This is a genomic window from Streptomyces sp. TRM68367 (assembly GCF_014495685.1).
Lineage (GTDB): Bacteria > Actinomycetota > Actinomycetes > Streptomycetales > Streptomycetaceae > Streptomyces.
In genome coordinates this window covers 1-24,142 of sequence record NZ_JACTVI010000009.1, presented here as the reverse complement: position 1 = coordinate 24,142, position 24,142 = coordinate 1, and the positions used below count along the sequence as shown (strand labels likewise).

The following is a 24,142-nucleotide window of genomic DNA, read 5'->3' as shown; positions in this document are numbered from 1 at the left end:
GTACGCAGCCCCTGTCAAACGGCGGGCGCCTCGCCGCTCAGTCGTCACCCTCGGTCTCGGCCCGGCCGGCCCAGATGCCGCGGCTGTGGGCGAGGTGCTTGCGCATGAGCTCGGTGGCCAGCTCGCTGTCACCCGTCTCGATGGCGTCCACGATCGCGATGTGCTCCTCGCCGGACTGGGTCAGCTCGCCCTGGTCCGCCAGTTTCTGCAGGCCCTGCATGCGGGCCTGGTCGCGCAGCTGGCCGACCATCGCCACCAGGCGGCGGTTGCCGAGCAGTTCGAGCAGGCCGAGGTGGAACTGCCGGTCCCGGTCGAGGAAGGAGACGAGGTCGCCGTCGCGTGCGGCCTCGGTGATCTGCTCGGCGAGCTGCCGGAAGCGCGGGACGGGTGCCCCGTCCAGGGCCTGGACGACGTCGGCCATGGCCGATGCTTCGAGCATCGTGCGGATGCGGAAGATCTCGTCGAGGTCGTGGTCGGTGAGCTCCGGGACCCGGAAGCCGCGGTTGCGGATGATCTCGACCATGCCGAGGTTGGCGAGGTCCATGATCGCTTCGCGTACGGGGGTGACCGACACGCCGAGCGTCGCGGCCACGTTGATGACGCTCTCCACCTGCCCCGGCTCGATCTGCCCCAGTACGATCCGGGTCCGCACCGCCTCCCGCGCCTGCTCCCGAAGGCTGACGGACTTGAGCTTGGGGCTGTCGGCGAGGCCGGTGGATGGGCCGGTGGATGGGCGCGGAATGGTCACGTCTTATGCATAACACGGAACGCCCGGACCGTCGAAGAGCACCCTTGTCGAGGAATGTAAGGTGTAATACCTTAACCGCCAGCAGGCGGGCGACGGCCCAGTCCTGCACGGCGATGCCGACGGACTTGAACACGGTCCGCTCGCGGTACTCCGCGGCGGGGCGGTCAGGGCGGTGCCGAGTTCGGTGACCGCCTCCTGGGCGAGGGCACCGGCCTGCAGCGCGTGGATGATCTCGCCCGACTCCTCCAGGACGGCGTCGAGTTCGACGTGATCGTCGGCGCGGCGTGATCGGACTGGCCACTGCCCACCGGCTCGCACGGGACGCCCAGCCGTCACCGTCGTGGACGCGGCGCGCGGCGACACGGGAGCGTCCGTCCACAACGCCGGATGGATCGTCCCGGTCATGTCGGCTACCGTCCCGCACCGGCATGCTCGGGCAGGCCCTCGTCACCCTGAACGAACGCACCCTCTCAGACTGGTGGGCTACTGGTCGTGCGCATGCGGGACGGTGATGACCGGGCAGCGTGCGTGGTGCAGTACGCCCTGACTGACGGAGCCCAGCAGCATGCCGGTGAAGCCGCCGTGACCGCGGGTGCCCACGACCAGGCCGAGGGCGTCTTCGGACGCCTTGGTAAGGACCTGTACCGGGTGGCCCTGCACGACGTCATGGTGCAGTTCCACCTCGGGACGAGCGACCGTACGCCCGCTGACCGTCTCCGACAGCAGCCTGCGGCACTCCTGGACAGCCGCCTGCTTGTCGAGGACGCCGAGCCGTGGAGGGTGCCACACGTACAGAGCCCGCAGGGCCGCGCCGCGCAGGGCGGCCTCCTCGAAGGCGAAGTCGACGGCGCTGGCGGACTGCGGGCTGCCGTCGACCCCGACCACGAAGTACGGCTGCAGTTGGGCGCTGTGTTCCGGCTCCGGTACGACCACCACGGGGCAGGGCGCGTGGGCGATGAGCGGCAGAGCGACGGCGGCGGGGGTGAACAGCTCCTGGACAGCACTCAGGTGCCAGGAACCGAGCACGACCTGTGTGGCGTTCTGCGCCTGCTCGCGCAGCACCCACGCCGGATGCCCCTCCGCCAGCAGCCCGGACACCCGCACCTGCGGATACCGGGACTCGACGAAGGCGACCGCCTCCTTCAGCGCGCGATCTCCTGTCGCGTGCAGCGCCTCGTTCCACTTCTCCCAGGACGGCCGCCCGCCTGTCGGCCGGTACCCGGGGGTCGGCACGTTCTGCGCGAGGGCCAGCAGCAGGGGCAGGCGCCGTCGGGCCGCCTCGTCGGCAGCCCAGACGAGCGCCGTGCGTCTCCCCGGATCGGGGTCGACACCGGCCACGATCGGTTTACGTCCATGTGCATGCGTCATCGCCGACTCCGTGGTTTCTTCGACCGGCACATCAACCCCGGTACCGGCCGGTGCAGCCGCCGGTCACCGCGGCCGACTCCATCTCCTCCGGCGCGACGGTGCGTCTACAGGCCCTGGGAGAGCAGGAGTTCGTGGGCGAGACGTGCGCCGCGTTCCGCTTCCTTGGGCGAAACGTCCTCCGACGGGATGTTCTCCAGCCCTCGGGCGAGTACCCGGACGGCCTCGGCCAGGGTCGCGACCTGTGCTTCCAGTCGGCTCAATCGGGCCTCCGGCCCGGGCGCGGCATCGGATTCAGCTGAACGGTTCTGCGTCATGTCATGCTCCTTACGAAGTGGGTGACAGGTCAGGCCGCCACTCGGCGGCCGGTCAATGACCTGCACCTGATGACTGAGCGCGGCGCCGCGTGCGTTGAGCTCGGTCGGTGACTGCGGGAGCGATCCGGGCACGTCGATGAGTCGCGGAGCGTGTGCAGCCAGGTGCGCAGCTTCTCTTTCCTGCCCTGGGCTCCATGCTAGGGCGGACGGAACCTGTTGGCAGCCGCGCCGCAGCGCAGGATCACCAGCCAGCGGGTGACCGCCATGGGCTGCAGCACCCGCGCCGGATGCCCCTCCGCCGGCAGCCCGGGCCCGCTCGGCAGCGCCGATCGACACCTGCGCGGTCGGCACCCGCGTCGGAGTCTCGGCCGACGCGCCGTACGTGGACTCCGCCTGCAAACTGGATGAGTACGACGGACGGCCGGTGACGAAGCTCTCCTCGGCGAAGGTGACGGCGCCCGGCCCGAAACAGGTGTTCCGCCGCCGCGGCTACGCCGACGTGATCGGCCTGGCCGACGAGCAGCCACCCGAGGAGGGCAGACCGTTGCCCCCGTAGCGCCCGTGCGACGGCCCCCGAGCGGCTGAGCGCACTCGCCTCCCGGGTGCCACATCCGGATCACACCGGTCCGTACCGAAGTGAGGAGCCGGCGATGCAGCAGACGACGGAATGGAAGGTCCGTCTCCACCTCGTCGAGGACGAGGGAACGACGACGGCGCGCGTGGTGCTGGACACCGGGGCCGCAGCCCTCACCGGCCACGGGGTTGCGCACTGCCATCCGGCGGACACGAAGGTGCCGGAGATCGGCGACGAACTGGCGGCTGGCAGGGCCATGCGCGACCTCGCCCAGCAGCTGTTGGACGCCGCCGAGCGCGACATCGAGCGCATGGGCGCGGCGGCGACCACCCGCCAGGCCCCCGGATGGGCCGTGTGATCGTCGGAGGAGGCCGACATGGATGATGCCCGTGCCGACCGGTGGGAGAGTGCAAACGCGCTGGCGGCCCGCAGGACTGTCTCGTCAGCGTGTGCTTCGCCGTGCTCGGACATGCGGGCAGCCTACGAGCCACCACTGACGGTCGGGGTCCGGTACCGCGGGGGCGGCGGGGCGACGCTGGCCGGTGTGCGCCTGGTGCTCGCGTTCTGCCTGCTGTTCTTCCGTGTCTTGGCTTAGCTCAGAAAAGCGCGCCTCATGCAGCGGCAGTTGCTTGCGCTCTCACGGCAGCGCGGTGGCAACGCTCAAAGGTTGCTCACACCAGATGGTCTTACCTCTGCGGCTTTGCCGGGTGCCCCAGCGCTGGGTGAGCTGGGCGACCAGCAGCAGGCCACGGCCGCCCTCATCGAGGACGCGTGCCCGGCGCAGATGGGGAGCCGTGCTGCTGGCGTCCGAGACCTCGCAGATCAGCGCGGTGTCCTTGATCAGGCGCAGGTGGACGGGTGCGGCTCCGTACCGGATGGCGTTGGTGACGAGTTCACTGACGACCAGTTCGGTGACGAAGCCCATGTCCGTCAGTCCCCACGCCTCGAGCCGGTCCATGACCCAGGAACGGGTGCCCGACACAGCGGCGGGATCCCCAGGCACCTCGACGGCGGCGACCTTGTCCTCATGAAGGGCACGGGTACGGGCGATCAACAGAGCCACGTCGTCGGCGGGAGGACCGGCCAGCAGTGCGTCGAGGACGGCGTCGCACCGCGCTTCCGGTGAGGGCGCCGGCCGGGCGATGGTGTCTCTGAGCCTTCGGAGTGCGTCGTCGATGTCCGCGGTGTGGGACTCGATCAGTCCGTCGGTGTAAAGGGCGATCTCGCTGCCCTCCGGCACACGCAGTTCGGTGGTTTCAAAGGGCAGCCCACCCAGACCGATGGGTGGACCGACCGCCACGTCGAGGAAGGTGGCCACGCCGTCCGGGGTCAAGAGGATGGGGGGAGGATGGCCGGCGCTGGCGATGGAGCAGATTCTGGAGACGGGGTCGTAGACCATGTACGTGCAAGTGGCCCAGGTGTCCTGCACGGGCGTCTCGGCCGCGTCGGTGACTTCCGTGGCGGCAAGGTGGCTGAGCAGGTCGTCGAGTTGGGTGAGCAGCTCGTCGGGGGTCAGGTCGACATCGGCGAGTGTGCGTACCGCGGTGCGCAGGCGGCTCATGGAAGCGGAGGCGTGCAGGCCGTGCCCCGCCACATCTCCCACGACCAGGGCCACCCGCGCCCCGGACAGGGGGATCACGTCGAACCAGTCGCCTCCGACACCGGACCGGGAGCTTGCTGGTAGGTACCGGAACGCGGCTTCCACTGCGGACTGACGTGGCAACTGCTGCGGAAGCAGACTGCGCTGCAGAGTGAGGGAGGCGGTGCGTTCCCGGGTGAAGCGGCGGGCATTGTCCAGGCTGATCGCCGCTCTGGTGACGATTTCCTCGGCGAGGTCGAGATCCTCCCGTTCGAACGGCTCGTTTCGGGACCGGCAAAAGACCGTCACCCCGAGAGTCGTGCCGCGCGCCCGCACCGGTACCAGCAGCCAGGAACGGAATGCATACTGCTCCGCCCTCGCGGCGCGCAACGGATCGTCCGCGAACCACGAGGCGATGCTGGGGTCCATGGTCCGCAACAGCACGGGCGCTCCGGCCACCAGACAGCGGGCCGGAGGTGAGTCCCAGGGGTAGATGTCGATCTCGCCCTGTCTGACCACGGCTTCCGGAGTGCCGTCGCGGATCGACTTGTGGGCCATCCGGCGCAGTACAGCTCCGTCGGTGACCGGGCCGGGTTCGTCGCCCCGGAGCAAGGGCTCGAGGAGATCGACGCTGACAAAGTCGGCCAGACGCGGGACGGCGACACCGGCGAGTTCCTCTGCGGTCCTCCCCACGTCCAACGTGCTGCCGATGCCCGTACTGGCTTCGTTGAGGATGGCGAGCCGCTCGCGGTACAGGTGCTGTGCGGTGACGTCGTGGACCGTGGCGCACACCCCGAGCACCAGTCCGGCCCGGCCGCGCAGCAGGGAGGCATCGGCCGAGAAGACGTGATCGTGGTCGGGGTCAGCCGGGGTGCGTCCCCGGACGATGAAGCCCTCGGCCGGAATGCCGGTCTTCAGTACCTGCCGCATGCGGCGCTGCCACCGTCCGGCATCCGGGCCGGCCAGAACGTCCGTGAGCTGCCGTCCGAGACGCTCCCGCTGTGACATGCCGACCATGCGGCTCATCGCGGCGTTCTGGCCCACGCACCGTAGTGCGGTGTCATAGACGGTCAGGGCCACCGGGGCATCCTCGAACAGCCAGTCCAGGATCGCCACCTCGTCATGGAGTGCCGACGACGAAGCCGCTGCCTCGTCCGGCTGGGCTAGCATCAGCAGCCACTGGGCATCGTCTCCCGGACAGGAGAGTGCGTACCTCCACGCCGAAAGCGTGACCCGTCGGTGATTCTGATGCCAGAAGGTCAGCTCTCCTGCCCACCCGTCCCAGGCCCTAGGAAGAGGCCCGTCACCGTCCGCAACGAGCTCCCCCACCGGCCGTCCCACGACTTCTTCGGCGGCGTATCCCAGGAGCCGCAGAGCGCCCGTACTCCACGCGGTGACCATGCCGTCGCCGCCCACCGTGATCGCAGCAGCGGTGGAAGACGACGGCCGGTTGCGGCCGTCTTCCGCGGCGTCTGAGTCGTTCATCGAGGCGCACCCCACTCCCGCACGGCACCACATCGGCTGTCCACGGGTTCCCAGGAAGGCACCAAATTTCCGGACGATCCACCGAAACCTGGAGAAGCACGGTGATAGGCTCTTTCATCAGCTTACCGCCCAGAGAAAACGAGCGATCAGACACGTCGTAGTGCCTCTCCCAGGGGCCCCGCCAGCCTTTCGGACTCAACTGTTGGCTACGGCCCCGACGCGGAAGACGCGGTACAGGACGAGGGCCCGATCAGCGCGGCAGCACAAGACCCACCAAGCCTGGATCCAAGGCCGCCGTGTCGCGCCCCGTCTGCGGTTGTGTCCGCTGTGCCGGGAGGGCCGATGAAAGATCTTGAACTGGCCGACTACCGGGACCTCGTCCAGTCCCTGAAATACTGCGTGCTGATCCACGACGCCGCCACGTACGAGATCCTCTGGGCCAACCACGCGGCCTGCGCACTGCTCGGCTGGACCGTCGACGAGCTGAAGCCGCTCAAGGCGCCGGACATGAGCAGGAACGCCCAGCAGTACAGCCGTGAGCTGGGGCATCGCTGGTTGCACGGGGCCGTCGAGCACGGGGTCAGCGCCACCGAGTGGTGCTACCGCTCGAAGCGCGGCGAAGAGATCCTCACCGAGGCCATCGCCATCCGGGTCGACCTTGCGTCCCGGAGGGTCATCATGGTCCAGTTCCGGGACATCGAGGAGGAGAAGGCCGTCCGGCGTGACCTCTTCCGCACCGAGGGAAGGCTTCGGGCCTTCCTGGCGAGCCTCGCCGAGGGCATCGTCGTGCTGGACGACGACGGGCGGGTCATCTTCGCCAGCGAGTCGGCTGCCAAGCAGCTCGGTCCCAGCCTGCACGGGGCCGACTTCACGGAGTACTGCCGTGACGGGGCCGTACCGGCCGAGGCAGGCCGCTATCGCTTCGCCGAACCGGGCGGTGCGCCCCGCTGGTACGCGGTCACCCGTCAGTACATCGACATCGAGAGCGACCTCCGAGGCCATCTGCTCCTCTTCTACGACATCACCGACCGGGTGCTGGAAGAGGAGGAGCACCGCCGGGACACCCAGCGCCTGAACCATCTGGCCCGGTACAACGCCATGGGGGACATGGCAATGGCCATCGCGCACGAGGTCAGCCAGCCGATCGCCGCCGCCTACAACTTCGTGGAAGGCACACGCGGACGGCTGCTGGCGCAGGACCCCGGGACCGATGCCGACACTGATTCCGTCATCTGGGGACTGGACAACGCCAAAAGACAGATCGAACGGGCGAGCAGGATCCTCGACAGCCTGCGGCAGTACGTCGGCCGACTGGAACATGCCGACCAGCTGACCGATCTCGGGGCGATCGTCGAGGACTGCCGGTACTTCATCGATCTGCGCGCCCAAGGTGACTCCGTACACCTCGACTTCGATCTGACCGCCGAGCCCCTGCCGGTGCGCTGCGAGAACGTCCTCATCGGCCAGGTCGTCATGAATCTCGCCTTCAACGGCATAGAGGAGATGACTAACTGGCCGCCCGAGCGGCGCAGGGTGGAGCTGGCCACCCGGCTGTCCCAGGACGGGGCGTGGGCCGAACTCGTCGTACGGGATCACGGGCAGGGCCTCGGGGGAATCCCAGGGGACCGGATCTTCGACGGGGTGTTCACCGGCAAGGTGAACGGCAGCGGGATGGGGCTGGCGCTCAGCCACCGGATCATCACCCGGCACGGCGGGCGTATCTCCGCCGCGGAGGGAGAACCCGCCGGAGCCGTGTTCTCCTTCGCGCTTCCGGTGGCCCGGCCGCAATAGGGGAATCCTTTACGTGGGGAAGGGAAACACCGGCCCATCCACCCGGAAACCCGGCTTGTCCGGGTCCGTGCGAAACACCTAGCCTGCTGCGCAAGATTCCCGCGGCATTCGAGACGTTCGAGGTATCGCCCATGGGGAACCAGCGAGAACACGTGATGAACACCCTCGACCGGTACCTGCGACTGTGTGACGTGCCCGTCCGGGTCGAGGACTCGGTCGAACTCGGTGAGCTATTCACCGACGACGCCGTCTGGGAGGGCGTGGGCCCGGAGTACTCCGGTGAATTCGGCCGCCGGGAGGGCAGGCAAGCCATCCTGGAGATGCTCGCCGGATACCTGCCGCCCAACCCACACTTCCGGGAGAACGTCCATCTGCTCTTCCCCGGAACCATCGACCTGAGCAACACCACCGCTCGTGGAACCTGGCTGATGCAGCAGCTGTCGCGCTATGCGTCGGGCGCCGCCGAGGTCAGGGTGGCAAAGCTGGACGTAACCTTCCGCCTCACCCCGGGCCGGCCGGCCCTGATCTCGCTGTTCCGCACCGAGCGGCTCTTCAGCGCCCCGCTGGCGAGCGCCTCGCCGACGAAGGAGGCCGCGTGAGCGCCGACCGCAGGACCATGCTCCTGACCTGCTACGCCGACACCCACGGCTACGGCTGGCACCACGTGGACCTGTTCACCCACGACCACACGGGCCGAGAGGTCAACTGGGTGCACTGGCAGGTCGACGAGGACGGCCCGGCCGGAGCAGACAAGGCCACCGCCCGGGTCGAGCCGGCCCTGCGGCGGACCAGCGACTGGCGGCACGGGATCAGCGCCGACGGCAGCGAGTACTGGACCGCCCTGGCCACCTGGGGATGACCGGGATGAACACCCAGACCCAGAGCATCGTCTACATCGTCGACGACGACCGTGAGCTGTGCACGTCCCTGGCCTGGCTGCTGGAGTCGGTCCGAATCCAGTCGGCGTGCTTCACCGACGTCGGCTCGTTCCTGGAGTCCTACGACCGGGACCGGCCCGCCTGCATGGTCCTGGACGTGCGGATGCCCGAGGTCGGTGGCTTCCAGCTGCAGGAGATCCTGAACCGGGCCGGCTCGGCCATCCCGGTCATCTTCGTCTCCGCGCACGGCGACATCCGGATGTCGGTACGCGCCCTGCAGAACGGCGCGTTGGACTTCCTGGAGAAGCCCTACGATCCGCAGCACATGCTGGAGGTCGTCCAGCAGGCGCTGCGCACCGCGCAGGAACGGTTCGCGCAGGCATCGCGGAAACGGATACTGCTGACGCGTCTGAGCCAGCTCAGTCCGCGTGAGCTGGAGATTCTACGCATGGTGATCGACGGCGTGCCCAGCAAGAACATCGCGACCCGGCTGGGGATCAGTGTCAAGACCGTCGATGTGCACCGCACCCGTATCCGGGAGAAGGCCAACGCCGAGAGCATGGCCACACTCGTCCGCGACGTGCTCCAGCACGGGGTCGTACTGCCCTCCCCGTGATGCCCGTAAAGGAATCCTTACCCCGGTAGGGAAAACACTGGGCACAAACTCCAAACATCCTGATTGCCTCGTATTCTTCGGCCCATATACGCTCCCGCCCAATCCTCAACGGAGAGGGGAGTCGGATATGACTCAGGAAGTCCAGCAAGAAAAGCCGGACGCGATATCTGCCGGGGCGATGACGTCCCTCGACACCATAGCGGCACAACGGATCGGTATCGCTCTCCGCTTTTCCGCGGTGATGTGCCTCTTCTTCTTCCCGCTGCCCATCCTCGGCCTGTTCACCTCGACGCTCGACGGTGTCGTCGTCGGCGGCCTGACCTGGGCCTGGATCTACGCGTTCGCACAGTTCGCCGTCGCCATCCTGCTGGCCACCCGATACACGGCGAGCGCCGAGCGGCTGGACGCGAAGATCGCCGAAGTCCTGCGGCAATCACCGAAGAAAGGCTGACATTCGATGGGCGCCGTCTCAGCGGCAATATTCACCGTCCTGGTTCTGATCACTCTCGGAATCACCTACGTGGCTGCCCGGCGCAGCAAGTCCGCCGCAGACCACTTCGTCGCCGGAGGCCAGCTCTCCGGACGTCAGAACGGCCTCGCCATCGCCGGCGACTACATTTCTGCCGCGTCATTCCTCGGCGTCACGGGCGCCATCGCACTGGGCGGATTCAACGGCTTCTACCTGGCCGTGTTCGTCCCCGTCGCCTACCTGCTGACGCTGCTCCTGGTCGCCGAACCACTGCGCAACCTCGGACGCTTCACGCTGGCCGATGTGCTGGTCTCCCGCTTCCAGGGGCGGGCCGTCCGCAGCGCCATGGCCGTCACCAGCGTCGTCGTCAGCACGGTCTACCTGATTGCCCAGTTCGTGGGCGCCGCCCTGCTGGTGACCGCCCTCTTCAACATCGACTACACCGTCGCCGTCCTCGTCATCGGCGGCCTCACCACCGTCTACACCCTGCTCGGCGGGATGCTCGCGACGAGCTGGATCCAGATCGTCAAGACCGGCCTGCTGCTGGCGTGCACCGTCACCCTGTTCTTGCTGATCCTCAACAAGTACGACTTCAACCCGCTCGGCGCGTTCAACGACGCCCTGCACACGGTGGGGCAGCAGGCAGTGGCACCGAGCCGGACCACCGCGCTCGCCGGATTCGACCAGCTGTCCATGGTGGTCGGTCTTGTACTCGGCGTGCTCGGACTGCCCCATGTCATGATCCGGTTCCTCACCGTTCCGGACGCCCGGGCGGCGCGGTCGTCGGCCGTCACCGCCATCTGGGTCTTCGCCGCGTTCTACCTGATGATCCCCGTGATCGGCTACGGCGCCGGCCAGCTCGTCGGCCGGGACGGGATCGCCGCGAAGCATCCGGCCGGCAACCTGGCGGTCGTACAACTCGCGGAGACGCTCGGTGGCAATCTGCTGCTCGCGGTGGTGGCGGCGGTAGCCTTCGTCACGATCCTCGCCGTGCTGTCCGGGCTGGTGATGGCCGTCTCCGGTGCCATCGCGCACGACCTCTACGGCCAGGTCCTCAAACGCGGCGCCGCAACCGCCCGCGGCGAGCTGACCGCGGCCCGCTTCGCGACCCTCGCGACCTGTGCCGTCGGGGTGGTGATCGCTCTAGCCGCGGAGCGCCAGAACATCGCCTTCCTGGCCTCGCTCGCCTTCGCCGTGGCGGCCAGCGCCAACCTCCCGGCACTGCTGCTGACGATCTACTGGCGGCGGATGACCGCGCGAGCCGTGATCAGCGGGATGGCGATCGGACTCGTCACCTCCCTCACCATCATCCTGCTCGGTCCCGCCGTGAACGGACCCGACGCGGTGCTCGGCTTCTCCAACCCCGCCCTGGTCTCGCTGCCGCTCAGCCTGCTCGTCTCGGTGCTGGTCGCCCTGGTCCTCCCCGACCGCGGCGAGGCGGCCGACACCGGACAGTCCACCTTCCGGTCCCTGCGGCTCAAGGCCCTGACCGGAGTCAGCTGACATGACAACAGAGGAAAGTGAGGACATCGGCATGGAGACGAACTCGCTCGCCGAGGACGGCGTCAGATCGGTCACGGTCGCGGGAGCGGGCGGAGTGCCGCTGAACGTGCTCGACGCCGGACCCGAGCACGCGCCGGCCGTCATACTGCTCCACGGCTTCGCCCAGTCCGCCCTCAGTTGGCTCCACCAGCTCACCGCCCCCGGGCCGATCCGGGTGGTCGCACCCGATCTGCGTGGCCACGGCCACTCCGGAAAGCCAGACTCCGGCTATCTGGACGAGCGGGTGTGGGCCGACGACGTGGCGGCCGTGATCGAGGAGCTGCGGCTCGACAGGCCGGTCCTGGGCGGCTGGTCCTATGGCGGCCTGGTGGCCCTCGACTACATCGCGGTGCACGGCGACTCGGCGCTGTCGGGGCTGCTCACCGTGGACGCGAGCCTGCTGGCGGGCGTTCCGGGCGCGGAGCGGATGTTCGGCCCGGACTTCGTGGCCCTGCTGCCGGGGCTGGTGAACGACGACGGCGAGAGCACCGCCGAGGCCCGCCGAGAACTGCTGGAGGTGTCGACCGAGCGCCCCCTTGCCGACGACACGGCACAGACCCTGCTCGACGCGAGCCTGCGGACTCCGCCCCGCGTCTGTGCCGCACTGCTGCAACGCCCGCTGGACCGCAGTGCGGTGGCGGCCGGGGTCACCGTGCCATGGCTGGCCGTCCAGGGCGGCAGGGACCGGATCGTCGCGCCGGCCGCGGCGGAACACATCGCCGCGGTCCAGCCCGCCGCGCAGGTGCGGCTGTGGGAAGGGTCGGGACATTCGCCGTTCCTGGAGGAACCCGACCGTTTCAACGAGCAGTTGATCGCCTTTGTCACGCGTTCCACCTCCCGGCCCTAGGGAATTTCCTTACCCGAAGTGGTTCAAGTCCCCATGGCGGGCGGCCGGTTGACACGCCTAGCGTGACGGCAGGGCGGCAAAGTGAACCGCCCGGCAATCCGAGGAGATTTTCTCATGACGCAGACGCTGAATTCCTCGGCGACAACCGAAAGCGGTTCGTCCTCCGAAACGAGGCTGGACCGGGTGCTGGCGGTGGTCGAGGAGCGGCGGGCCGAATTCGAGGAGAAGCGGCACGTTCCGCGGGATGTGATCACCGTGTTCAAGGACGCGGGAATCTACCGGGCGAGCACACCGAAGCAATTCGGGGGTGACGCCCTTCCCCCCGCGGAATTTCTCGGCCTCATCGAGCGGATATCGGCCGTGGACGCCTCGGCCGGCTGGGTCGCGAGCTTCGCCTGCTCCGGCGTCTATCTGGCCGCCCTGCTGCTCGACACCCAGGCCCAGCTGTACGCCGAAGGCCCCGATGTCGCCTTCGCGGGCGGCCTCTTCCCCGTACAGCCCGCCGAGCGCGTCGAGGGCGGCTACCGGGTCTCGGGCCGCTGGAAGTTCTCCAGCGGATGCAAGGGCGCGGACGTCATCGGCGTCGGCATCAAGGCGGGCGAGGACAAGGCCGGCCGGCCCCTCACCGCCGTACTGCGGGCGGACCAGGTGGAGATCGCTGAGAACTGGAACGTCGTCGGCCTGCGCGGCACCGGCAGCCATGACCTGGTGGTCGACGGGGCCGTCGTACCGCAACCGTGGACATTCGTCCGCGGCGGCGATCCCACCGTCGACGAGCCGCTCTATCGCTACCCGACCGTCCCTTACGCGGCACAGGTCCTGGCCGTCGTCGGTCTTGGAACGGCCCGTGCCGCCCTCGATCACGTCATCGCGCAGGGCGGCCGGTCCGGCTACACCGGCGCCCCCAAGCCTGGTGAACGCGCCACCTATCGGATAGCGGTCGGCCAGGCGGAGGCCCAACTCCGTTCCGCGCGCGCCTTCTTCTACGAGGCCACGGAGGAGGCGTGGGCGACGGTCCTGGCGGGCGACCCGCCGACGGACGGACAGGCGAGCGCGCTGCGCCTGGCGTCCGCGCACCTCGCCAAGGTCTCCTTCGAGGTCGTACGGGCCGCCTACCAGCTCGGCGGCATCGGCGCCATCGCCGACGGCAGCGCCCTCCAGCACTACTTGCGCGACGCGTCGGTCGTACCGCAGCACGCCTTCCTCCAGGAGGGCATGTACGACGGCGCGGGCGCGGTCCTCATGGGCGTCCAGCCCTTCCCCGGTTATCTCTGAACACCCAGGAGAATCCCATGCCCGACGCACCACTGAGGGTGCTGTTCTGTATCGGTGTCAACCAGAACTTCTTCGACCTGCCCACCGGCGAGGGCAAGTCGGTCTGGGACGGCTTCACCAGCATGCTCACCCAGCTGTACGAACTGCCCGGTGTCACCGTCCTCGGCACGATCGACGACGACCAGCACATGGTCGGCCCGTCCGGGTCCTGGCCGTGGACCTGCTACGTCCTCGCCGACGTCGTCGACCAGCCGACCGTAGCCGCCGCCTGCAACCTCTTCCGTACCGTCCAGGTCGGCGAGTACGGCCTGTGGCGCTACATGAAGATCGAGGCGCGCGTCGGCCGTCCGCTGCCCGAACCGGAGGTGACCCGATGACACACTCGTACTCGCCGCTGGTCGAGTCGGACCGCGTGGCCGGGACCCTGTACACCGATCCAGCGCTCTTCGAACGGGAGATGGACCGCATCTTCCACCGCACCTGGGTGTGGGTCGCGCACGAGAGCGAGATCGCCAAGGCCGGCGACTTCAAGATGGCGTGGGTCGGCCGCCGTCCCGTCATCGTCAGCCGGGACCGACGCGGTGGTATCAACGTCCTGCTCAACCGCTGCCGTCACCGCGGCGCCAGCGTCTGCGAGACCCCCAAGGGCAACGGCAATGGCTTCACCTGCCCCTACCACGCCTGGTCGTACGCCCTGGACGGCACCCTGCGCGGCATCCCGTACCCCGAGGGCTACGAGGACGTCGTGGAGAAGAAGGACCTGCCACTCCAGCGTCTGAAGGTCGGCACCTACGGCGGCATGGTCTTCGCGAGCTTCAGCGACGACATCGAGCCGCTGGAGGACTTCCTCGGCGGGGCCCGGCTGTGGATCGACCGGTTCATGAAGCAGGGCGCGGGCTATCCGATCAAGGTGCGGGGCGAGCACCGGTTCCGGTTCAACGGCAACTGGAAGATCCAGCTGGAGAACACCACCGACTGGTACCACTTCCCGATCGTGCACCGGTCCTGGATGTCCTCGGTCGATGCCGAGACCGCGAGCATGCTGTCGATCATGACCGACGAGAGCGCGGTCACCCACGCCCTCGGCAACGGCCACAGCGTCTCTGTCTCGGTCGCCGAACACGCCGATCTCGACGTCGACGACGGCACCGAGAAGCTCCAGGACCGCTTCAGCCACATCGTCGAGGAACTCTCCAAGGACATGCCCCCGGAGAAGGTGCGGCGCATCGTCCGCTCGCTCCACGGCGTCGGGTTCAACCTCAATCTGTTCCCGAACGTGGCGATGTCCATGTCCTTCTTCCGGGTCCTGCGCCCGGTCTCGGTCACCGAGACGGAGATCCGGCACGTGGCCCTGGGCCTGGACGGCGGCCCGGAGATCGTCAACCGCGAACGGCTGCGCATCCACGAGCACTTCCAGGGCCCCTTCGGCTTCGGCAGCCCCGACGACGCCGAGGCGTGGAACCGCGTCCAGCGCGGGGTGGCCGGTGGTGTCGACATGCCGATCCTGGTCAACCGCGGCCTCGGCCGCGAGAAGCCCAACGACCTCGGTCAGCCCACTTCCCACGCGACCGACGAGACCGGGATGCGGGAGGCGTACGACATGTGGAACAGGATGATGACCGATGACAACTGAGGCTCCGGGTACGGCAGTCGCGGAACTCCCCCTGGACGACCCCCGAGCCCTCGCCGCCGTCTCCCTGATCTGGCGCGAGGCCCACCTCCTCGACACCCGCCGCTACGAGGAGTGGGACGGCCTGTGGGCCGAGGGCGGCGAGTACGTCGTCCCCATCGACCGCGAGGCGACCGACTTCGTCTCCCGCCTCAACCTGGTCTACGACGACGACCGGATGCGCCGGATGCGCGTCGAGCGTCTCACCGGAGGATTCTCCATCTCGGCCGCGGCGGCGGCGCGTACGGTCCGCTCGGTGTCCCGCTTCGTGGTGACCGGCCGCGAGGACGACGCGATCGAGGTGTGCTCGGCGCAGATCCTGGTCGGCTACAAGCGCGAGGAGACCCTCGTCCTCGCCGCCGACGTCACCCACCGGATCGTGTTCGCCGCCGAAGGACCGCGCATCTCGCGCAAGATCGTGCGGCTGGTCAACTCCGAGGACGCGGTCATGGCATCGGGGTTTCTGCTGTGAGCCCCCACGAGGACGACGGCGCCCGGCGCGTGGCGCTGGTGACGGGTGCGGCCCGGGGCCTCGGCGCTTGCATCGCCGCGCGGCTCTACGACCGGGGCTACTGCGTCGCGCTGACCGACCTGGACGAGGAGGCCGCGGCGAAGGCGGCGGCGGAACTCGACCCGGAGGGCCTCTACGCCGTCGGGCTCGCCCTGGACGTCCGCGACAAGGACGCCTTCGCGCGGGTCCGCGACCAACTCGTCGCACACTGGGGCGCGGTCCACGTGCTGGTGAACAACGCCGGGCACTCCAAGGCCGAGCCGCTGATGGAGATCAGCCCCGAGAGCTTCGCCGCGGTCGTGTCGAGCAACCTCAACGGCACCTTCTTCGGCTGCCAGGTCTTCGGCGCCTACTTCGCCGAACGCGGCTACGGACGCATCGTCAACATCGCCTCGCTCGCCGGCCAGAACGGCGGCACGGCCACCGGCGCGCACTACGCGGCGGCCAAAGGCGGAGTGGCCACGCTCACCAAGGTGTTCGCCCGGGAGCTCGGCCCGTCCGGAGTGACGGTCAACGCCATCTCGCCGGGCCCGCAGGACCTGCCGATCGTCCGCGAGACGGTCCCGCCGGACCGGCTCGCGGCCATCGAACAGTCCATTCCTGTACGGCGGTTGGGCCGCCCCCGGTTCATCGCCGACATGGCGGTCCTGCTCGCCTCCGAACACGCGGACGCGGTCACCGGAGCCTGCTGGGACGCCAACGGCGGCCTGTACATGCGCTGAAAGCACCCGCCGGCTTCCTGCCCGCCGTCAGCTCCCCACCCGAACCCGAAGGCAGGCGGATGTTCACCGTCACCGTCACCGACACGCACGACGAAACCGACAGTATCAAGGTCCTGCGGCTGGTCCGCCCCGACGGCGCGGCCCTCGTCCCCTACCCGGCCGGCGCGCACATCGACGTCACCGGACCCACCGGGATCACCCGCCCGTACTCGCTGTGCGGTCCACCGCACGACACCGGCGCCTACACCATCGCCGTCAAACGGGAGACCAACTCGCGCGGCGGCTCCCAGGCCCTGCACGATAAGACCGAACCGGGCACACGGCTGACCATCGGCGCACCCCGGCAACTGTTCGGCCTCGCCCCGGACGCGGCCCGGCACCACCTCGTGGCGGCGGGCATCGGCATCACGCCGCTGCTGGCGATGGCGTACGAACTACATGGCAGGGGAGCGGAGTTCACGCTGCACTACGTGGCGCGGAGCCCCGAGGAGGCAGCCTTCGCCGCCCTGCTGGAGGAGTCCGCCTTCGCAGAGCGGGTGGTCCGTCACTTCGGGCTTGGCCGGCAGTCGTCCCGTGCCGCGCTGGCCACCGTGCTCGCGGGGCTTGGGGAAGACACCCACGTCTACACCTGCGGGCCCCATGACTTCATGGCGTACGTCCGTGAAGTCGCCGCCCGCGCCCTGCCCGAGGACCAGATCCACTCCGAGCTGTTCCAGGCGGACACCCGTCAGGACACAGCCGTCGACGCCCCCTTCGAGGTCGAACTCGACACCGGCGAGGTCTACCCCGTGCCACCCGGCCGGAGCATCGCCGAGGTGCTGGAGGAGAACGGCGTCCCGCTGGAGACCTCCTGCCGCGAGGGCATCTGCGGGACCTGCGTCCTGCGGGTGATCGAGGGCGAACCCGACCACCGCGACGACTGCCTGTCCGCCAAAGAGAAAGCGGCCGGAGACCAGATCGCCGCCTGCGTGTCGCGGGCGAGATCGTCGCGGCTGGTGGTCGAGCTGTGGTGAGCCAGCCCCCGCAGACCCGGCCCCTACCGAACCACGAGAGGAGCGGCGCCGCCGTGTCCCCCAACGAGACAGACTTCCGCGAGGCGATGGCGCATCTCCCGGCCGCCGTCAACATCCTCACCACCGACGGCCCGAACGGCCGCTGCGGCATCACCGTCAGCGCGGTCTGCTCCGTCACCGACGCCCCGCCCACCCTGCTGGTCTGCGTCAACCGCAGCAGCGCCATGCACGACGTCTTCCGGGACAACGGACGGGTGTGCGTCAACGTCCTCGGCGGCAATCAGCAGGAACTCGCCCTGCACTTCGCGGGTGCCACGAAGGTGCCGATGGCCGAACGCTTCACCTGGGACGTCTGGGACCGCACCCAGGACGTGCCCGTCCTCAGAGACGCCCTGGTCACGGCGGTCGGCACGATCAAGCACACAGTTCCCATGGGCTCCCACAGCGTGCTGTTCGTCGACATCGAGCAGATCCGCACCCTGTCCGGAGGCCAGAGCCTCATCTACTTCAACCGTGCCTTCCACCGCCTCGACGCCACCCCCCTGCTCCCGGAAGGCGCCAGGTCATGAGAGCCGAACACACCAGCGCGGTCGAGGAAGCGCTGCAGCGCCTGCACTGGGCCGAGCCCGACATCCACGCCTGGGTCCGGGTCGACGCGGACGGCGCCCGTGCGGCGGCCGACCAGGCGCCGGACGGACCGCTGCGCGGTGTGCCGTTCGGCGTGAAGGACATCATCGACGTCGCCCGACTGCCCACCGAATGCGGCTCCCCGCTGCGCCGAGGCCGGATCGCTGAGGCCGACGCATGGCTGGTCGGCCGGCTGCGCGCACGCGGCGCCGTGCCCCTCGGCAAGACCGTGACCACGGAGTTCGCGTACTTCCAGCCAGGTCCCACCCGCAATCCGCGCGACCTCGACCACACGCCGGGCGGTTCCTCCAGCGGCTCGGCGGCCGCGGTCGCCGCCAAAGTGGTACCGCTCGCGCTGGGCTCCCAGACCGCGGGCTCCCTGACCCGGCCCGCCTCCTTCTGTGGTGTCGCCGGGTACGTCGCCCCTGTGGGCGCCTGGCCGACGACGGGCTTCACCGGCCTTAGCACGACCCTGGACGCACCCGGACTGCTCGCAGCCGACGTGGGCTTCCTGGCCACGGCCGTCGAGGCCGTCGACGGCACCACGGCCGACAAGCCGCAGCACCCGCGGGTGCTGCTGTGGTCCGGCACGGAACTGGCGGGCGTGGACCCGGCGATGCTCGATGCGCTGGAGCGCACCGGCCGGGCCCTGGCCGACACCGGCGCGGAGACAACCGACCTCGGCGAACACCTCGGCACGCCGGTGCTCGCCGAGGCGCATGCCACGGTCATGGCGTACGAGGCCGCACATGCGCTCGCCCCTGAGGCGGAGCACCCGCAAGCGCTGAGCGCGCACCTCAACGAGCTCCTGGAGCGGGGACGGAACACGTCTGCGGCCGCCTACGAAGCGGCTCTCGCCGCCAGGGACAGCGCCCGCACCCGGATCCTCGAACTGCTCTACCGCGCCGATGTGATCCTCGGCCCGGCCGCTCCGGGCCCTGCCCCGCACGGACTGCACTCCACCGGCACCCCTGTCCTCAGCCGCCCCTGGCAGCTGCTCGGCCTGCCCGTCGTCACCGTCCCCGGCCATCGCGACCCGCACGGCATGCCTCTCGGCCTCCAGCTCATCGGCCACCCCGACCGGGCGGACCGTCTGCTCGGGATCGCCCGGCACACGGAGACGCTCATCCGGGGCCTGCACGGGAGCACCGCATGAAGATCACCGAGATCGAGGCGATTCCGTACGCCATCCCGTACACCAAGCCACTGAGGTTCGCGAGCGGAGAGGTCCACACCGCCGAGCACGTCCTGGTCCGTGTGCACACCGACGAAGGGCTGGTCGGAGTGGCCGACGCCCCGCCCCGCCCCTTCACCTACGGCGAGACACAGACATCTGTGACCGGGGTGATCGAGAAGTTGTTCGCCCCGCAGCTCCTGGGCACCGACGTCTTCGCCCGCGAACGCATCCACGCCACCCTGCACCGCACGGTCGGCAACCCGGCCGCCAAGTCGGCCCTCGACATGGCCCTGTGGGACATCATGGGCCAGTCCTGCGGGCGGCCCGTAACCCAGCTGCTCGGCGGTTTCACCGACCGGATGCGCGTCAGCCACATGCTCGGCTTCGACACACCGCGGCGCGTGACCGCCGAGGCCGAGCGGATACGCGACACCTACGGCATCACCGTCTTCAAGGTGAAGGTCGGCCGCCACCCGGTCCGCCTGGACCTCGACGTATGCCGTGTCCTGCGCGAAACCCTGGGTGGCGAGGTCGAGCTGTACGTCGACGGCAATCGCGGCTGGACCCCGTCCGAGGCTGCCTCGGCTCTACGGGAACTGGACGACCTCGGCGCGACGCTCGCGGAGGAGCTGTGCCCCGCCGACGATGTGCTCGGCCGGCGCCGACTCGTCAGGCACAGTCCCATCCCGTTCGTCGCGGACGAGTCCGCCACCACACCCGCCGAGGTGACCCGCTCCCTGCTGGACGGCGACGCCGCCGCGATCAGTATCAAGACCGCCCGCACCGGCTTCACCGGCTCCCAGCATGTGCTGTTCCAGTGCGAGGGGCTCGGCGCGGAAGTGGTGATGGGCAACCAGATCGACGGCCAGCTGGGCACCCTGTGCACGGTCGCCTTCGGCGCCGCCCACGCCGCCTCGTCACGGCGTGCCGGGGAACTGTCCAACTTCCTGGACATGAGCGACGACCTTCTCACCGAACCACTGACGATCACAGGCGGCACGCTCGCCGTGCGCGACGGGCCCGGACTGGGCGCCGCGATCGACGAGGACAAGCTCGCCCGCTACCGCCAGGACCACTGAACTCCCCCATCCCGCCATCAGGCGAACCCACCACATGAGACAAGAGGAGCCGCACATCATGTCCGACACCACCCTCAAGCCCACGGCCGCTGCGTCCGGCGCCTCGGCGACCGAACGCTTCCTCTCCGACAAGACGGGAACGTCCGGCCCGGGCACCGACACCGCCCGTGTCAGCACTCTGGCCACGGAAGTCCTCACCGCCGTACACGACGTGATCCGCCGTCACGGGGTGACCTACGAGGAGTACAACGCCCTCAAGTCGTGGCTCATCGCAGTCGGACAGGACGGCGAATGGCCTCTGTTCCTGGACGTGTGGGTCGAGCACGTCGTCGAGGAGGTCGCGGGCGCCACCCGCGCGGGCAGCAAGGGCACCATCGAGGGCCCGTACTACGCCCCGGGCGCTCCCGCACTGCCCAGTACAGCCGTCCTGCCGATGCGCGAGAACGAGGCAGGCACCCCGCTCCTGTTCCAGGGACGGGTCACCGGTGTGTCGGGCGAACCGCTCGCCGGCGCCCTGCTGGAGATGTGGCAGGCCGACAACGACGGCCTGTACGCGCAGTTCGCGCCCGGCATTCCGGAGTGGAACCTGCGGGGCAGCGTCATCGCCGATGCCGAGGGCCGGTTCGCGGTCACGACCATCCAGCCCGCCCCCTACCAGATCCCCACCGACGGCTCCTGCGGCCGGCTCATCGCCGCCGCCGGCTGGCACGCCTGGCGCCCCGCCCATCTCCACCTCAAGGTGTCCGCCCCCGGATACGCAACGCTCACCACTCAGCTCTACTTCCAGGGCGGCGAATACATCCAGGACGACGTGGCCTCCGCCGTCAAACCCGAACTCGTCCTCGCCCCCCGGCCGGCCGCCGACGGCGGCATGGAAGTCACTTACGACTTCGTCCTTGCCCAGGCCTCCTGAGCCCCGAGGTCGACGTGCTCTTCGCCGTACAGATGACAGTGAACCTACCGCCCGATATGGACCCCGAGGTCCGTGTCTCGACGATCGCGGCGGAGAAGGAATACGCGCAGAGACTGCAGCGCGCCGGAGAGTGGCTGTACCTGTGGCGCTGTGCCGGTAGGTACTCCAATCTCAGTATCTTCGATGTCACTGACAACGATCGCCTCAACGAACTCCTGTGGGGACTGCCGCTCTTCGCCTACATGGAGGTCACCGTGACCCCGCTTGCCCACCACCCGTCAGCGATCGGCTGAGCGTCTGTCGTTGTCCGCAGCACATGGGTGAGGAGGATCCGGCGAGCGCGGCCGGGTCCTCCTCGAGGTGAAAGCGGTGTCAGAGGCAGCAATTCAGGCGTGATGCGTGCTCAGCCGGTGAGACCGAGTTCGCGGTAGGGCGTCGGTGGGGTGGTTGCGGTAGTGGTCGTGGGCGGCGGCGTTGTTGGTCCATCCGGCGAGGTGGGCGAGGCTGATCGCCAGGCTGCGGAAGGTAGCGAGAGCCCGGGGCAGGCTGCCGGTGTGGGCGCGGCAGGCGTCCTCGCCGAAGGTCACGTCGCGGACGAAGTGCTGGGCCTCGATGGCCCATTGGCCGCGTACGCAGCGGGCGAGGACGGCGGTGTCGGCGACGTCGAGCGGGGCGGTGGTGATGCCGAGTTCGGCGTCCGCGTGGATCTTTCCGTCGCCGCGTCCGGTGGTGTACCGCTCGATGAGCAGGGCCCGGGTGGCATGCGGGAAGTTCACCTGCCCCGGCGTGAGGGGCTGCACGCGCACGATACGGATCTCGCGGCGGCCTGAGTTGGTCTCCTCGGTACGGTGCACGGCGATGGCCGCGTTGGTGGTCTCGTCCCAGTCGAGCGCGTCCAGCTGGGTGAACAGGGCGGAGCGGTTCTCCTTGACGGGGAAGAGGCCGTAGGCGCCGCGTGAGTGCAGGTAGTGGGCATGGTCGGCGACGGTGTGCAGGGCGTCGGCGGTGACGATCGCGCCGGTGATGTCGGCGATCAGGTCGAGCGCAGCGGTGAAGTGCAGCGTCTCGTGCGGTTTGTGGCGCATCTCCCGCTGGGCGAGCATCACGCCCGGGTCGACCTGGTAGACGCCGAGCAGGTGCAGTTGCAGGCCGTCGCTGTCGCGGGCGCCGCGCACGGTCTTGCCGTCGGTGGCCAGCTGCAGCACGGGCGGGTCCCCGGCGATGCCGGCCAGCGGGTCGGCGGCATGGGCCTGGACGAACGCACCGACGGCGGCGTCCAGCGCGTCGGCGTCCACCCGGGCCAGCGCGCGGGTGAGGGTGGTGGCCACCGGCAGTTTGCCCGGGTCGCCGGCGGGGACTTCGAGGGCGGCGAGGGTGCCGACGTCCTGGCCGCTTGCCCAGCGGATCACGCCGCGTACCGAGCGCACCCCGCACAGCAGGGCGCAGGCGACCAGGCCGAGCAGCATCGGCCAGGGGTGGGTGACCAGGTGCGTCGCGCGTGGATCGGGGACGGTACGGACCGCGTCCAGCAGTGAGGGGAGCGTCTCGGGCGTGCACAACTCCTCGGCGGCGAGGCCGTGTTGCTCGGCGAGTTGGCGCGACGTGGGCAGGTCGGGCAGGATGACATGCGGGCGCGGCCTTCACGATCATACTGAGTGGTATCAACGTGATCATGGACGGTCGCGCCCTTTGACGTTCACCCGGCCCCGGTCCAAGATCCGAGCACGCATCACGCCTGGGCAGCAATTGCTCCGCACCCGGGAACTTCGTCCCCTGCGTCACCCGCAAGGGGGTGTGTCAAGTTAACGGCTCTGTCCCGTAATCGGTGGTAACGAAGGGTGACGGCCGTCGTTGGCATGGTGTGCGCGATGTCAACGAGCTTGTGGGTGTGGTGTTTTCAGGACTGTCGGCCCTCGTCATCGAGGGCGTGACGGACGAGGGCGAGGTCATCCGGGTGTCGGCGCGGACCCGGGACGATCCGGTGCCGTGCCCGGGTTGCGGGCGGCCGACGGGGCGGGTGCATGGCTTCCACGGGCGGGTGGTTGCGGACGTGCCGGTGGACGGACGGCGGGTTGTGGTGTCGGTGCGGGTCCGGCGCCTGGTCTGCCCGGTGCTCGGCTGTCCGCGGCAGACGTTCCGCGAGCAGGTTCCCGGTGTCGTGGAGCGCTACCAGCGTCGCACCAACCGCCTGGCCGACCAACCCGGCTGCGTGGTCAAGGAGTTAGCGGGCCGGGCCGGCGCCCGCCTCTTGCGCGTGCTGGCCTGCGCGATCTCCCGCTCGACCGCCCTGCGCATGCTCATGCGCAGGGCGGCACCGCGGCTGCGCGTCCCGCGCGTGCTCGGCATCGATGACTTCGCCCTCAAGCGCCGCCACCGCTACGCCACTGTGATCATCGACGCTGAGACGGGCGAGCGGATCGACGTCCTGCCTGACCGCACCGCCCAGACCCTGGTCGTGTGGCTGCGCGAGCATCCCGGGGCTGAGTACGTCTGCCGGGACGGCTCCGGCTCCTACGGCGAGGCGATCCGTCAGGCTCTCCCCGAAGCGGTGCAGGTCAGCGACAGGTGGCACCTGTGGTCCAACCTGTGCGGCAAGGCCCTGGCCGAGGTCCGCTCCCACGCCGCCTGCTGGGCCACCGCCGTGAATCCCGCCCGGCCCGGGGGCGTACGCGAGCAGACCACCCGCGAGCGCTGGCAGCAGGTCCACGACCTGCTCGACCAAGGCGTCGGCCTGCTCGAATGCGCCCGCCGCCTCGATGTCGCCCTGAACACCGTCAAGCGGTACGCCCGCATGAAGGAGCCCACCGCAGAGCGCCGCGCACCCCGCTACAAGCCCACGCTCGTCGACCCCTACCGCGACCACCTCCGCGCCCGCCGCGCCGCCGACCCGGCCGTCGCCATCAAGCAACTGTTCCGGGAGATCCAGGAGCTGGGATACACCGGCA

25 protein-coding genes and 1 pseudogene are annotated in these 24,142 nt (G+C 69.3%); 21 read left to right on the top strand and 5 right to left on the bottom strand.

What is annotated here, in order from left to right:
• Positions 1 to 37 precede the first annotated feature (37 nt).
• The 3 genes from H8R17_RS09215 to H8R17_RS09205 form a co-directional block, all read right to left on the bottom strand.
• On the bottom strand, positions 38 to 748 hold the full coding sequence (locus tag H8R17_RS09215; RefSeq protein ID WP_316959357.1) for a GntR family transcriptional regulator: 711 nt from the start codon (positions 746 to 748) through the stop codon (positions 38 to 40).
• A 483-nt stretch (positions 749 to 1,231) separates the two neighbouring features.
• A complete protein-coding gene (locus H8R17_RS09210) occupies positions 1,232 to 2,116 on the bottom strand; it encodes a universal stress protein (RefSeq protein WP_187822659.1) in 885 nt (294 codons plus the stop codon).
• A 104-nt stretch (positions 2,117 to 2,220) separates the two neighbouring features.
• On the bottom strand, positions 2,221 to 2,430 hold the full coding sequence (locus H8R17_RS09205; RefSeq protein WP_187822658.1) for a hypothetical protein: 210 nt from the start codon (positions 2,428 to 2,430) through the stop codon (positions 2,221 to 2,223).
• A gap of 313 nt (positions 2,431 to 2,743) precedes the next feature.
• Between H8R17_RS09205 and H8R17_RS09200 the strand changes: the two are divergent.
• Positions 2,744 to 2,977: pseudogene (locus H8R17_RS09200) on the top strand (nicotinate phosphoribosyltransferase); the annotation flags it as partial.
• 103 nt (positions 2,978 to 3,080) lie between these two features.
• Positions 3,081 to 3,362 carry a DUF1876 domain-containing protein gene (locus H8R17_RS09195; protein ID WP_187822657.1) on the top strand — a complete coding sequence of 94 codons (282 nt, stop codon included), beginning with the start codon at positions 3,081 to 3,083 and terminating at the stop codon, positions 3,360 to 3,362.
• Between the two features lie 279 nt (positions 3,363 to 3,641).
• Here the strand turns inward: H8R17_RS09195 and H8R17_RS09190 are convergent, their stop codons facing one another.
• Positions 3,642 to 6,068 (bottom strand): SpoIIE family protein phosphatase, encoded by a 2,427-nt coding sequence (locus H8R17_RS09190; RefSeq protein WP_187822656.1) that lies wholly within the window; start codon positions 6,066 to 6,068, stop codon positions 3,642 to 3,644.
• 342 nt (positions 6,069 to 6,410) lie between these two features.
• On the opposite strand from H8R17_RS09190, the gene H8R17_RS09185 reads away from it, so the two are divergent.
• The 18 genes from H8R17_RS09185 (at position 6,411) to H8R17_RS09100 (ending at position 21,490) form a co-directional block, all read left to right on the top strand.
• Complete coding sequence (locus tag H8R17_RS09185; RefSeq protein WP_187822655.1) at positions 6,411 to 7,859, top strand: PAS domain S-box protein; 1,449 nt, start codon at positions 6,411 to 6,413, stop codon at positions 7,857 to 7,859.
• A 131-nt stretch (positions 7,860 to 7,990) separates the two neighbouring features.
• Complete coding sequence (locus H8R17_RS09180) at positions 7,991 to 8,458, top strand: nuclear transport factor 2 family protein (protein WP_187822654.1); 468 nt, start codon at positions 7,991 to 7,993, stop codon at positions 8,456 to 8,458.
• Positions 8,455 to 8,718 (top strand): hypothetical protein, encoded by a 264-nt coding sequence (locus H8R17_RS09175; RefSeq protein ID WP_316959356.1) that lies wholly within the window; start codon positions 8,455 to 8,457, stop codon positions 8,716 to 8,718. Before H8R17_RS09180 ends, H8R17_RS09175 begins: the two co-directional genes overlap by 4 nt.
• A gap of 5 nt (positions 8,719 to 8,723) precedes the next feature.
• Positions 8,724 to 9,353 (top strand): response regulator transcription factor, encoded by a 630-nt coding sequence (locus H8R17_RS09170; protein WP_187822653.1) that lies wholly within the window; start codon positions 8,724 to 8,726, stop codon positions 9,351 to 9,353.
• A gap of 127 nt (positions 9,354 to 9,480) precedes the next feature.
• Positions 9,481 to 9,804 carry a DUF485 domain-containing protein gene (locus H8R17_RS09165; protein WP_223124825.1) on the top strand — a complete coding sequence of 108 codons (324 nt, stop codon included), beginning with the start codon at positions 9,481 to 9,483 and terminating at the stop codon, positions 9,802 to 9,804.
• Between the two features lie 6 nt (positions 9,805 to 9,810).
• Positions 9,811 to 11,325 carry a cation acetate symporter gene (locus H8R17_RS09160; RefSeq protein WP_187822652.1) on the top strand — a complete coding sequence of 505 codons (1,515 nt, stop codon included), beginning with the start codon at positions 9,811 to 9,813 and terminating at the stop codon, positions 11,323 to 11,325.
• 1 nt (position 11,326) lies between these two features.
• On the top strand, positions 11,327 to 12,211 hold the full coding sequence (locus tag H8R17_RS09155) for an alpha/beta fold hydrolase (protein WP_187822651.1): 885 nt from the start codon (positions 11,327 to 11,329) through the stop codon (positions 12,209 to 12,211).
• Between the two features lie 114 nt (positions 12,212 to 12,325).
• Positions 12,326 to 13,486, top strand: coding sequence for an acyl-CoA dehydrogenase family protein (locus tag H8R17_RS09150; protein WP_187822650.1), 1,161 nt, complete (start codon positions 12,326 to 12,328; stop codon positions 13,484 to 13,486).
• A gap of 17 nt (positions 13,487 to 13,503) precedes the next feature.
• Positions 13,504 to 13,863, top strand: a complete 360-nt coding sequence (locus tag H8R17_RS09145; protein WP_187822649.1) for a hypothetical protein — start codon at positions 13,504 to 13,506, stop codon at positions 13,861 to 13,863.
• Positions 13,860 to 15,119 carry a Rieske 2Fe-2S domain-containing protein gene (locus tag H8R17_RS09140; protein WP_187822648.1) on the top strand — a complete coding sequence of 420 codons (1,260 nt, stop codon included), beginning with the start codon at positions 13,860 to 13,862 and terminating at the stop codon, positions 15,117 to 15,119. The genes H8R17_RS09145 and H8R17_RS09140 overlap by 4 nt, the downstream gene beginning before the upstream one ends.
• Positions 15,109 to 15,627, top strand: a complete 519-nt coding sequence (locus tag H8R17_RS09135) for an aromatic-ring-hydroxylating dioxygenase subunit beta (protein ID WP_187822647.1) — start codon at positions 15,109 to 15,111, stop codon at positions 15,625 to 15,627. The genes H8R17_RS09140 and H8R17_RS09135 overlap by 11 nt, the downstream gene beginning before the upstream one ends.
• Positions 15,624 to 16,388: an SDR family NAD(P)-dependent oxidoreductase gene (locus tag H8R17_RS09130; RefSeq protein ID WP_187822646.1), complete on the top strand. Its 765-nt coding sequence runs from the start codon at positions 15,624 to 15,626 to the stop codon at positions 16,386 to 16,388. Before H8R17_RS09135 ends, H8R17_RS09130 begins: the two co-directional genes overlap by 4 nt.
• 59 nt (positions 16,389 to 16,447) lie before the next feature.
• A complete protein-coding gene (locus tag H8R17_RS09125; protein ID WP_187822645.1) occupies positions 16,448 to 17,401 on the top strand; it encodes a PDR/VanB family oxidoreductase in 954 nt (317 codons plus the stop codon).
• 53 nt (positions 17,402 to 17,454) lie between these two features.
• Positions 17,455 to 17,970 carry a flavin reductase gene (locus tag H8R17_RS09120; protein ID WP_316959355.1) on the top strand — a complete coding sequence of 172 codons (516 nt, stop codon included), beginning with the start codon at positions 17,455 to 17,457 and terminating at the stop codon, positions 17,968 to 17,970.
• Positions 17,967 to 19,184, top strand: coding sequence for an amidase (locus H8R17_RS09115; protein WP_187822644.1), 1,218 nt, complete (start codon positions 17,967 to 17,969; stop codon positions 19,182 to 19,184). Before H8R17_RS09120 ends, H8R17_RS09115 begins: the two co-directional genes overlap by 4 nt.
• Positions 19,181 to 20,284, top strand: a complete 1,104-nt coding sequence (locus tag H8R17_RS09110) for a mandelate racemase/muconate lactonizing enzyme family protein (RefSeq protein ID WP_187822643.1) — start codon at positions 19,181 to 19,183, stop codon at positions 20,282 to 20,284. The genes H8R17_RS09115 and H8R17_RS09110 overlap by 4 nt, the downstream gene beginning before the upstream one ends.
• Before the next feature lie 58 nt (positions 20,285 to 20,342).
• Complete coding sequence (catA, locus tag H8R17_RS09105; protein ID WP_187822642.1) at positions 20,343 to 21,197, top strand: catechol 1,2-dioxygenase; 855 nt, start codon at positions 20,343 to 20,345, stop codon at positions 21,195 to 21,197.
• 14 nt (positions 21,198 to 21,211) lie between these two features.
• Positions 21,212 to 21,490, top strand: a complete 279-nt coding sequence (locus H8R17_RS09100) for a muconolactone Delta-isomerase family protein (RefSeq protein ID WP_187822641.1) — start codon at positions 21,212 to 21,214, stop codon at positions 21,488 to 21,490.
• A gap of 93 nt (positions 21,491 to 21,583) precedes the next feature.
• Here H8R17_RS09100 and H8R17_RS09095 read toward each other — a convergent pair whose 3' ends face one another.
• A complete protein-coding gene (locus H8R17_RS09095) occupies positions 21,584 to 22,756 on the bottom strand; it encodes an ISAs1 family transposase (RefSeq protein WP_187822640.1) in 1,173 nt (390 codons plus the stop codon).
• 332 nt (positions 22,757 to 23,088) lie between these two features.
• On the opposite strand from H8R17_RS09095, the gene H8R17_RS09090 reads away from it, so the two are divergent.
• Positions 23,089 to 24,142, top strand: a 1,054-nt coding sequence (locus H8R17_RS09090) for an ISL3 family transposase (protein ID WP_187822639.1), incomplete at its 3' end; no start/stop codon positions are given.

Excerpts from the sequence above, each read along its gene's own strand:
- H8R17_RS09210 (WP_187822659.1), bottom strand. The coding sequence starts at position 2,116 with ATGACGCATGCACATGGACGTAAACCGATCGTGGCCGGTGTCGACCCC.
- H8R17_RS09205 (WP_187822658.1), bottom strand. The coding sequence starts at position 2,430 with ATGACGCAGAACCGTTCAGCTGAATCCGATGCCGCGCCCGGGCCGGAG.
- H8R17_RS09195 (WP_187822657.1), top strand. The coding sequence starts at position 3,081 with ATGCAGCAGACGACGGAATGGAAGGTCCGTCTCCACCTCGTCGAGGAC.
- H8R17_RS09190 (WP_187822656.1), bottom strand. The coding sequence starts at position 6,068 with ATGAACGACTCAGACGCCGCGGAAGACGGCCGCAACCGGCCGTCGTCT.
- H8R17_RS09185 (WP_187822655.1), top strand. The coding sequence starts at position 6,411 with ATGAAAGATCTTGAACTGGCCGACTACCGGGACCTCGTCCAGTCCCTG.
- H8R17_RS09180 (WP_187822654.1), top strand. The coding sequence starts at position 7,991 with ATGGGGAACCAGCGAGAACACGTGATGAACACCCTCGACCGGTACCTG.
- H8R17_RS09170 (WP_187822653.1), top strand. The coding sequence starts at position 8,724 with ATGAACACCCAGACCCAGAGCATCGTCTACATCGTCGACGACGACCGT.
- H8R17_RS09165 (WP_223124825.1), top strand. The coding sequence starts at position 9,481 with ATGACTCAGGAAGTCCAGCAAGAAAAGCCGGACGCGATATCTGCCGGG.
- H8R17_RS09160 (WP_187822652.1), top strand. The coding sequence starts at position 9,811 with ATGGGCGCCGTCTCAGCGGCAATATTCACCGTCCTGGTTCTGATCACT.
- H8R17_RS09155 (WP_187822651.1), top strand. The coding sequence starts at position 11,327 with ATGACAACAGAGGAAAGTGAGGACATCGGCATGGAGACGAACTCGCTC.
- H8R17_RS09150 (WP_187822650.1), top strand. The coding sequence starts at position 12,326 with ATGACGCAGACGCTGAATTCCTCGGCGACAACCGAAAGCGGTTCGTCC.
- H8R17_RS09145 (WP_187822649.1), top strand. The coding sequence starts at position 13,504 with ATGCCCGACGCACCACTGAGGGTGCTGTTCTGTATCGGTGTCAACCAG.
- H8R17_RS09140 (WP_187822648.1), top strand. The coding sequence starts at position 13,860 with ATGACACACTCGTACTCGCCGCTGGTCGAGTCGGACCGCGTGGCCGGG.
- H8R17_RS09135 (WP_187822647.1), top strand. The coding sequence starts at position 15,109 with ATGACAACTGAGGCTCCGGGTACGGCAGTCGCGGAACTCCCCCTGGAC.
- H8R17_RS09125 (WP_187822645.1), top strand. The coding sequence starts at position 16,448 with ATGTTCACCGTCACCGTCACCGACACGCACGACGAAACCGACAGTATC.
- H8R17_RS09115 (WP_187822644.1), top strand. The coding sequence starts at position 17,967 with ATGAGAGCCGAACACACCAGCGCGGTCGAGGAAGCGCTGCAGCGCCTG.
- H8R17_RS09110 (WP_187822643.1), top strand. The coding sequence starts at position 19,181 with ATGAAGATCACCGAGATCGAGGCGATTCCGTACGCCATCCCGTACACC.
- catA (WP_187822642.1), top strand. The coding sequence starts at position 20,343 with ATGTCCGACACCACCCTCAAGCCCACGGCCGCTGCGTCCGGCGCCTCG.